The 7,177-nt window shown below is 73.6% G+C and carries 8 protein-coding genes; 4 read left to right on the top strand and 4 right to left on the bottom strand.

The window, feature by feature from the left end; all coding sequences use genetic code 11:
- From ACWEVN_RS25420 to ACWEVN_RS25410, 3 genes are all read right to left on the bottom strand, one after another.
- Positions 1–203 (bottom strand): hypothetical protein (locus ACWEVN_RS25420; RefSeq protein ID WP_452052960.1); only part of this gene is annotated, 203 nt, incomplete at its 3' end.
- A gap of 44 nt (positions 204–247) precedes the next feature.
- A complete protein-coding gene (locus tag ACWEVN_RS25415) occupies positions 248–1,030 on the bottom strand; it encodes an ABC transporter permease (protein WP_452052959.1) in 783 nt (260 codons plus the stop codon).
- The gene (locus ACWEVN_RS25410; protein ID WP_449683376.1) at positions 1,027–1,953 is read right to left on the bottom strand and encodes an ATP-binding cassette domain-containing protein; all 927 of its coding nucleotides are present in this window, start codon (positions 1,951–1,953) and stop codon (positions 1,027–1,029) included. Before ACWEVN_RS25410 ends, ACWEVN_RS25415 begins: the two co-directional genes overlap by 4 nt.
- An 80-nt stretch (positions 1,954–2,033) precedes the next feature.
- Between ACWEVN_RS25410 and ACWEVN_RS25405 the strand changes: the two genes are divergently transcribed.
- The gene (locus ACWEVN_RS25405) at positions 2,034–2,810 is read left to right on the top strand and encodes a TetR/AcrR family transcriptional regulator (protein ID WP_452052958.1); all 777 of its coding nucleotides are present in this window, start codon (positions 2,034–2,036) and stop codon (positions 2,808–2,810) included.
- Here ACWEVN_RS25405 and ACWEVN_RS25400 read toward each other — a convergent pair.
- Complete coding sequence (locus ACWEVN_RS25400; RefSeq protein WP_452052957.1) at positions 2,793–3,968, bottom strand: cytochrome P450 family protein; 1,176 nt, start codon at positions 3,966–3,968, stop codon at positions 2,793–2,795. The two genes, ACWEVN_RS25405 and ACWEVN_RS25400, sit on opposite strands and share 18 nt — an antisense overlap.
- Positions 3,969–4,054: 86 nt before the next feature.
- Here ACWEVN_RS25400 and ACWEVN_RS25395 point away from each other — a divergent pair, with 86 nt between their 5' ends.
- The 3 genes from ACWEVN_RS25395 to ACWEVN_RS25385 are packed head-to-tail and all read left to right on the top strand — an operon-like array spanning position 4,055 to position 7,177.
- On the top strand, positions 4,055–5,125 hold the full coding sequence (locus ACWEVN_RS25395) for a TetR/AcrR family transcriptional regulator (RefSeq protein ID WP_452052956.1): 1,071 nt from the start codon (positions 4,055–4,057) through the stop codon (positions 5,123–5,125).
- A 22-nt stretch (positions 5,126–5,147) separates the two neighbouring features.
- Positions 5,148–6,422 carry an RNA polymerase sigma factor gene (locus ACWEVN_RS25390; protein ID WP_449683372.1) on the top strand — a complete coding sequence of 425 codons (1,275 nt, stop codon included), beginning with the start codon at positions 5,148–5,150 and terminating at the stop codon, positions 6,420–6,422.
- Positions 6,419–7,177, top strand: coding sequence for an alpha/beta fold hydrolase (locus tag ACWEVN_RS25385; RefSeq protein WP_452052955.1), 759 nt, complete (start codon positions 6,419–6,421; stop codon positions 7,175–7,177). The genes ACWEVN_RS25390 and ACWEVN_RS25385 overlap by 4 nt, the downstream gene beginning before the upstream one ends.

Below are 7,177 nucleotides of genomic sequence, written 5' to 3'. Positions count from 1 at the left end.
GCGAGGTCCCGCAGCCACGCCGCTTCCGCCGGTTCCAGCGGACCGACGCGCCAGGCGTCGTGCCCGCCCGCGGTGACGCCCGGCAGCAGCCGTCCGGCCGCGACCAGCCGCAACGCCGCCTGCGCCGCCGTCGCCCAGAACCCGCCGGCGTCCAGCAGTTCCGGCAGGCCGTCCGCAATGGACAATGCACGGCCGTCGACCAGCAGGCGGCCCGCCCGTGGTGGTTCGCCCGGTGCGAAGTGGACGTTCAGTTCCCCAGCCTCCCGTACCGTCGCACCGTCAACGGCACGAACACCGCCAGCAGCACCAGCGGCCAGACCACGGCCATCGCCACCGCGTGCGCACTCACCCAGGACGTGCCGGCCGCGCCCGGGTTGCCGAACAGCAGCCGCGCCGCGGTGACCGTGGACGACAACGGGTTCCACTCTGCCACGGTGCCCAGCCAGGCCGGCATCGTCGAGGTCGCCACGAACGCGCCGGAGAGGAACCCGAACGGGAATTCGAGGGTCTGCACCAGCGACACCATCGACGGATCCGACGTCAGCAGGCCCAGGTAGATCCCGGCCCACACCAGCGCCGTCCGCAGCAGGAGCAGCAGGCCCAGCGCCGCGATGGTTTCGCCCAGGCTGCCGTGCGGGCGCCAGCCGACGGCGAACCCGCAGCCGACCAGCACGGCCAGCGCGAGGACGGCGTTGACCAGATCCGCCGCCACTCGCCCGGTGAACACCGCCGAGGGCGCCATCGGCAGCGACCGGAACCGGTCGGTGACGCCCTTGCCGGTGTCGTCCAGCACGGCGATCATCGTCCCCGACAGCCCGAAGGCCATGGTCATCGCGAACATCCCGGGCATCAGGAACTCCTGGTAGGAGCCGCCGCCGGGCACGCTCATCCCGCCGCCGAGCAGGTAGGCGAAGATCAGCACCATCAGGATCGGGAACGCCACCACCCCGGCCAGGCGGGCCGGGCGCCGGGCCAGCTGCGCCAGGTAGCGCCGGGTCAGCGTCCAGCCGTCTTCGATCGCCCACCTCATCGCGCCACCCCCGTCAGCTCCAGGAACACTTCGTCCAGCGTCGGGTGCCGCAGCGCCACGTCGGCGAACGCCAGCTCGGCCGCCGCCAGCTCCCGCACGACGTCGGTCAGCATCGACGGCTCGGCCGGCGCGCTCACCCTCAGCTCGTCGGTGACCGGCTCGGCCCCGGTGACCCGGGCGAGCAGCCCGGCCGCGGCACCGAGGGCGTCCGGATCGGTCAGCACCAGCTCGATCCGGGTCGCCCCGAGCGAGCCCTTCAGCTCCGCCGGGGTGCCTTCGGCGATCACCCGGCCGTGCTCGACGAGGGAAATCCGGTCGGCCAATTGGTCGGCCTCCTCCAGGTACTGGGTCGTGAGCAGCACGGTCGTCCCGTCGGCGACCAGCGACCGGACCGCCCGCCAGACCTCCAGCCGGCTGCGCGGGTCGAGTCCGGTCGTCGGCTCGTCGAGGAACAGCACCCGCGGGGCGGCCAGCAGCGACGCGGCGAGGTCCAGGCGCCGCCGCATCCCGCCCGAGTAGGCCGACACCGGCTTCTCACCGGTGCCGGCGAGACCGAATCGCTCCAGGAGGTCGTCGGCGCGGCGGGTGGCCTCGCGGCGGCCCAGGTGGTGCAGCCGGCCGAACAGGATCAGGTTCTGCCGCCCGGACAGGATTTCGTCGACGGCGGCCTGCTGCCCGACCAGCCCGATCGCCGAACGCACCTTCGCCGGTTCGGTGGCGACGTCGTATCCGGCCACCCGGGCGACGCCGCCGTCGTGACGCAGCAGCGTGGAGAGCACGCGGACCGCGGTGGTCTTGCCCGCGCCGTTGGGTCCCAGCAGGCCGCAGAGGGTGCCGGCCGGGACGGAGAGATCGAACCCCTCGAGGGCGTACGCGTCGCCGTAGCGCTTGCGAAGTCCCTCGGCGTGGATCTGCGGAGTCATCCTGCCCCTTTAACTCTGTACAGTGTACGAAGTAGAGGTTAGCACAACTCTGTACATTGTACGGAAATCAGGTGGGCAGAATGGCCGGCGTGAGCACGCAGGAGAACGGTGACGGCGACCCGCGGCGGGCGATCGAGCTGCTCTGGGGCGTCCCGGCACCCCCGCGCCGCGGCCCGAAACCCAAACTGGCCACCCCCGACGTCGTCCGCGCCGCGGTGGCCCTGGCCGACGCCGACGGCATCGACGCCGTCACCATCCGCCGCGTCGCCGAGCAGCTCGGCGTCTCCCCCATGTCGCTCTACACCTACGTCCCCGGCCGGGCCGAGCTGCTGGACCTGATGATCGACCACGTCCACGGCGAACTGGGCCCCCTCGGCGAGGAACTCGGCTGGCGGGCGGCGCTGACCGCCATCGCCGAAGAGCAGTGGGCGTTGTTCCACCGCCACCCCTGGCTGCTGGAGGTCACCACCAGCCGCTCGGCGCTGGGCCCGCACAGCTTCGCCAAGTACGAGCGGGAGCTGCGCGCGATCGACGGCATCGGCCTCGGCGACGTCGAGATGGACGCCGTGGTCGCCCTCGTCACCGGCCTGGTCCGCACCACCGCGCGCAGCTCCCTCGACAACGCCCGCCTGGTCCGCGCCACCGGGATGACCGACGCCCAGTGGTGGGAGCGCGCCTGGCCGGTGCTGGCCGGCATCCCGGCCGCCGACGCGGCGCACTACCCGATCTCCTCCCGCGTCGGCCAAGCCGCCGGCGAGGCCCACAACGCCGCCGAGAACCCGGCCCACACCTTCCGCTTCGGCCTGGCCCGCGTCCTCGACGGCATCGAAGCGCTCATCTCACAGCGACAGCAGTAGCCGCGCCGGCCGCCAGGTCCCGCCGTCGGGCGCCCGCGGGACGTCCTCGGTCAGCGCCAGGTCCGGGAAGCGCGCGAACAGCGCCGACAACGCCACCTCGGTCTGCACCCGCGAGATCGAGGCACCCAGGCAGAAGTGCGGCCCGTGCGAAAAGCCCAGGTGCGCCGACCCCGAGCGGGTGATGTCGAACCGGTCCGGGTCTTCGAAGACGCGCGGGTCGCGGTCGGCGGCCACCATCGCCGCCGTCACCCGCTCACCCCGGCGGATCAGCTCCCCGCCGATCTCGACGTCCTCGCGCGCGAATCTCGGCGTGGTCAGCAGCTGGGGACTGCAGAAGCGCATCAGCTCCTCGACCGCCCCCGGCCACAACCCGGCGTCGGCACGCAGGAGGGCCAGCTGGTCCGGGTGCCGCAGCAGAGTCTCGACAGCGTTCGCGATGAGGTTCACCGGCGTCTGACCGCCCAGGACCAGGTGCCAGACCAGGGTGACCAGCTCGGTGTCGGTGAGCCGGTCCCCGTCCTCCTCCTGTACCCGGACCAGGTCGCCGATCAGGTCGTCGCCCGGCTCGGCCCGGCTGCGCGCCACGGCTTCCTTCGCGCCTTCGACGATCGCCGGGATCGCCGCGGCGAAGTCCGGTCCCATCCCGCCCGCGACGGCGGCCCCGTACTCCCGCCAGCGCGGCCGATCGGCGCCGGGAATGCCGACCAGCTCGCAGATGACGTCGATCGGCAGCGGCCGCGCGAAGTGCGGCACCAGGTCGACGACACCGTCCTCGGCGTGCCCGGGCAGCTCGTCGAGCAGCCGATCGGTGATCACCGCCAGCCGGGGGCGCAGCTGCGCGGCCCGCTTCGGGGTGAACGCCGGGGCCACCAGCCGCCGCAGCCGCAGGTGCTCCGGGCCGTCCTTTTCCGACATCGTCTCCAGGTACTGCAGGCAGTGCTCGGGAATGCCGGGCGGGCGCAGGAAACTACCGGAGTTCACCTCGAACCGCGGGTCGGTCAGCATCGCGCGCGCTTCGGTGTAGCGGGTCAGGGCCCAGAACGGGCCGAACCCGGGGATGACCAGCTTGGCCACCGCGCCCTGGTCCCGCGCGTGGTCGTAGGCGGTGAACGGGTCGGTGAGCACCTTCGGGTCGGTCAGGTCGATCTCGGGGGTCATCCACCACTCCAGATGTTGCAATCAGATGTTCTAATCATCTCAGTGGTCACGGTATCTTGACTCGCGATCCCACGGCAAGGAGGACGATGGTCAGGCTCAGCAGGGCGGAAACCCAGGAACGCAACCGCGCCAAGGTGCTCACCGCCGCCCGCGACGAGTTCGCCCGCCGCGGCTTCCGCGAGGCGAAGATCGACGTCATCGCCGAACGCGCCGAACTCACCCGCGGCGCCGTCTACTCCAACTTCCCCGGCAAACGCGCCCTCTACTTCGCGGTCCTGGCCGACCTCGCCGAACGCGCCCCCCGCCTCGCCGTCCCGCCCCTGGACCCCACCGCCGCCGACGTCCTGGCCGCGTTCGCCCGCGCCTGGATCGCCCGGCTCCCGCTGGCCACCGACAGCGACAGCGAAGACGCCCGCCTCGCCCGCGACCTGCTGCCCGAAGTCCTCGCCGACGAGCACACCCGCCGGCCGTTCGCGCAGCTCATGCGGGTCGACGCCGTCCTGCTCGGGCTCGCCCTCGAACGCGTCCACCCGGGACGCCGGCTCGTCCGGGTCGCCGAAGCCGCGCTCACCACGCTGCACGGCGCGAGCCAGCTCGCCGCCGCCGCACCCGGCTTCGGCGAACCGTTCCACCTCGTCACCGCCTGCGCCGCCCTGCTCGACCTCGGCCTGGCCGACGACTGGCCCGCCGAACCGCCGATCACCACCCAGGCCCGCCCCGACGGGCAGCCGTGGAACCCGCCGGAAGCCACCGACCTGCTCACCGGCGAAACCTTCCGGCCCGGCGACGGTGTCGTCACCGTCCTGGGCCTGCACCGCGCCGCCGCCTTCGAAGAAGCCGTCCGCACCGGCGCCGACGTCACCGCCGTGCTCGTCACCAGCGACCCCGGTGAACTCGCCCCGCTGGCCCGGCTCGCCGTCGCCGACCTGCGCGCCTGCCTCGACCAGGCGATCACCGCCCCCGCCCGGCCCCGGCTGCGGCTGGTCTGCGACGCCACCGGCGCTCTCGCGGCCGCCGCCGGCGTCACCGCGGTCAGCGACGCCACCGAGACGGCCGTCCGCGTCGAAACCGGCCGGATCGTCGCCCGCGCGGAAGGATTCGGGGCGTGTCACGCGGCGGCTGTCGGTCCCGGGCCCGGCCGTTCGTCGGGAGGGTGAAACCGGCGGGAAGGAGCGGGTGGTGGACGTCGAGACCGCGGTCGCCGAGGCGTTCCGCGAAGAGTGGGGCCAGGTCGTGGCCACCCTCATCCGGGTCACCGGCGACTGGGACCTCGCCGAGGAATGCGCCCAGGAAGCCTTCGCGCTGGCCCTGCGCACGTGGCCCCGCGACGGCATCCCCGCTCGGCCGGGCGCCTGGCTGACCACCGCCGCCCGCAACCGCGCCACCGACCGGCTCCGCCGCGACGCCCTCGGCGCCGCCAAGCTCAGGGAGGCCGGCCGCATGGACGTCCGCGACGAACCCGAACCCGACGACAGCGGCGTCACCGACGACCGGCTGCGGCTCATCTTCACCTGCTGCCACCCCGCGCTGGCCACCGAAGCCCAGGTCGCGCTGGCCCTGCGCACCCTCGCCGGCCTGTCCACCGCCGAGATCGCCCGCGCCTTCCTCGTCCCCGAAGCGACCATGTCCCAGCGGCTGGTGCGGGTGAAGCGCAAGATCCGCCACGCCCGCATCCCCTACCGCGTCCCGCCCGCCCACCTGCTGCCCGAACGCACCACCGCCGTGCTCGGCGTGCTCTACCTGACGTTCAACGAGGGCTACTCCGCCAGCACCGGCCCCGACCTGCTCCGCCCGGACCTCGCCGCCGAAGCGATCCGGCTCGCCCGCGTCCTCGCCGGGCTGATGCCCGACGAACCCGAAGCCCTCGGCCTGCTCGCCCTGATGCTGCTGCAGCACGCCCGCCGCACCACCCGCGTCGACACCGACGGCGTCCTCGTCCCCCTCGAAGAACAGGACCGCAGCCGCTGGGACACCGCCGCGATCGCGGAAGGCACCACGATCCTGGAGACCGCGCTGCGCCGCCGCCGGCCCGGGCCGTACCAGATCCAGGCCGCCATCGCCGCCTGCCACGCCACCGCCGCCCGCGCCGCCGACACCGACTGGCCCCAGATCGCCGGCCTCTACGACCAGCTGCGCAAGCACGTCCCCAGCGCCGTCGTCGACCTCAACCGGGCCATCGCGATCGGCATGGCCGACGGCCCGGAAGCCGGGCTCGCCCTCCTCGACACCCTGCCGCTGGAGGGTTACCACCTGCTGGCCGCCACCCGCGCCGACTTCCTCCGCCGTCTCGGCCGCCCCGCCGAAGCCGCCCGCTGGTACCGGAAAGCCCGCGACCTCGCCGGCACCGAAGCCGAACGGACCTACCTCACGCGAAGAATTTCGGACCTCGTGTCGGTCCCGGCCGACGCCGTTCGTCGGGCTGGTGGAACCCGACCACCGGAGGAAGCCCCATGACCACCCTCGCCGTCCCCGGCGCCACCCTCACCTACGACGTCCACGGCACCGGCCCGGCACTGCTGCTGGTCCCCGGCGGACCCGCCGACGCCCAGGTGTTCACGCACCTGCGGCCGCTGCTGGCCGAAGACCACACCGTCGTCACCTTCGACCCGCGCGGCCTGTCCCGCAGCCCCCTCGACGGCACCCCGGGCCCGGACCCGGTCGGCGACCACGCCGGCGACGTGCACCGGCTGCTCGCCGGGGTCGGCCCCGCCGACGTCCTGGCCAGCAGCGGCGGCGCGATCACCCTGCTCGAACTCGTGCGCCGCCACCCGGCCGACGTCGGCACGGTCGTGCTGCACGAACCGCCCGTCACCCGGTACCTGCCCGCCTCCGCCGGCCCCGACATCCCGGCCCTGTTCCGCGACGAGGGCCTCGCCGCCGCCTTCGCCGCGTTCATGAAGGTCGTGGGCGTCGACCCCGCCCCTCCGCTCGATCCGCGCGCGGAAGGCAACTTCGCCTACTTCTTCGGCCACCTCATGCCCGCGACCGGCACCTACGAGCCCGACCTCGAGGCACTCCGGGCGACACCCGCGCGGCTGGTGGTCGCCGTCGGCGAAGAGTCCACCGCGCTGCCGGTCCACCAGGCCGCCCTCGGGCTGGCCGCCGCCCTCGGCGTCGAAACCGAGGTGTTCCCCGGTGGCCACGGCGGGTTCGACACCCACGCCGAAGCTTTCGCCGCGCGCCTGCGCGAAGTCCTGAAAGGATGCTGA

Source organism: Amycolatopsis sp. NPDC003861 (assembly GCF_053605405.1).
This window is presented reverse-complemented; position numbering and strand designations above follow the sequence as displayed.